The organism is Fructilactobacillus sp. X2R5C2, from assembly GCF_059901375.1.
Genome location: NZ_JBWXUX010000046.1, coordinates 1 through 241 on the forward strand (window position 1 = coordinate 1; position 241 = coordinate 241).

Consider the following 241-nt stretch of genomic DNA (forward strand, 5'->3'; position numbering starts at 1 on the left):
GTATGCCTGGGTACGCCTGCTCTGGCGCGACCTGGAAGCGCTGCGCCGGCACGCCGACCGCATCGGTTCGGGCGATCTGCAGGCGCGCGCGCAGGTTTCGCCACGCTCGCAGATCCGGGTGATCGTCGACCATTCCAACCGCATGGCCGCGCGCGTGGCCGAGCTGGTGCAGCGCCAGCGCGATCTCACCCATGCCATTTCGCACGAACTGCGCACACCCATCGCGCGCGTGGCCTTCGGC

Annotated in this window: 1 protein-coding gene; it reads left to right on the plus strand. The window is 70.1% G+C overall.

Going from position 1 to position 241, the window contains the following annotated elements:
- Window positions 1-241, plus strand: a 241-nt coding sequence (locus AC6UD2_RS06885; RefSeq protein WP_500698448.1) for a HAMP domain-containing protein, incomplete at both ends; no start/stop codon positions are given.